General features: G+C 37.6%; 1 protein-coding gene. It reads left to right on the forward strand.

Translation table 11 applies throughout. The features are described from left to right. Positions 1 to 100 precede the first annotated feature (100 nt). The coding region (locus JR005_RS07650; protein ID WP_228731795.1) for an IS982 family transposase at positions 101 to 697 on the forward strand (597 nt) is incomplete at its 3' end.

Genomic DNA, 697 nt, shown 5'->3' on the forward strand with positions numbered 1-697 from the left:
ATTTAGATAACCCGAATCGCGGATAAGCAATTGACTTGAAAAATAAGGGGACTAGAGCCATCAGTTGAGTTACCACACCAAACCTAAAGCTCTAGCCCTGATGTTCAATAGTACCGAATTATTCTGCATCATTGATGATTTCTTTCTTAAATTTGAAGCAACTTATTGGAAGTTTCTCAAACAAAGTCGTCGCTCTGTAAGAATTCGACCAGCCCAGCTGAGTCTCTCAGAAATACATTTTATCGCCATTTGGTATAAGTGTTCTCATTTCAACAATTTCAAAGCTTTCTTTTCATGGTTGAAGCAGGATAAAAATCATTTATTTAAACGCTTACCCTGTTACCAAAGGATGATTCACCTGATCAATATGCATCAATTAGCTCTACATGCTTTACATGTCGCTTTGATGAAAGGTGAATACAAACAATATTTATGGATTGATTCAACGACTCTGCCTGTCTGTAAAAATCAGCGTATTCAGCGTCATAAATCATTAGCCAAGATTGCATCTCGCGGTAAAAGTTCAATGGGATGGTTTTATGGCTGTAAGTTACATATCGTGATGAATCAATTCGGTGAGATCGTTAGCTCAGGCTTATCTAATGGGCATGTTGCTGACATAAAAATGGTTGAACAATTGGTTGAAGGCCTAGACGCAAAGCTTTATGCGGATCGTGGCTATATCAGTCAAAATTTA

The sequence above is a fragment of the Acinetobacter sp. Colony158 genome, from assembly GCF_019264745.1.
GTDB classification, from domain to species: domain Bacteria; phylum Pseudomonadota; class Gammaproteobacteria; order Pseudomonadales; family Moraxellaceae; genus Acinetobacter; species Acinetobacter ursingii.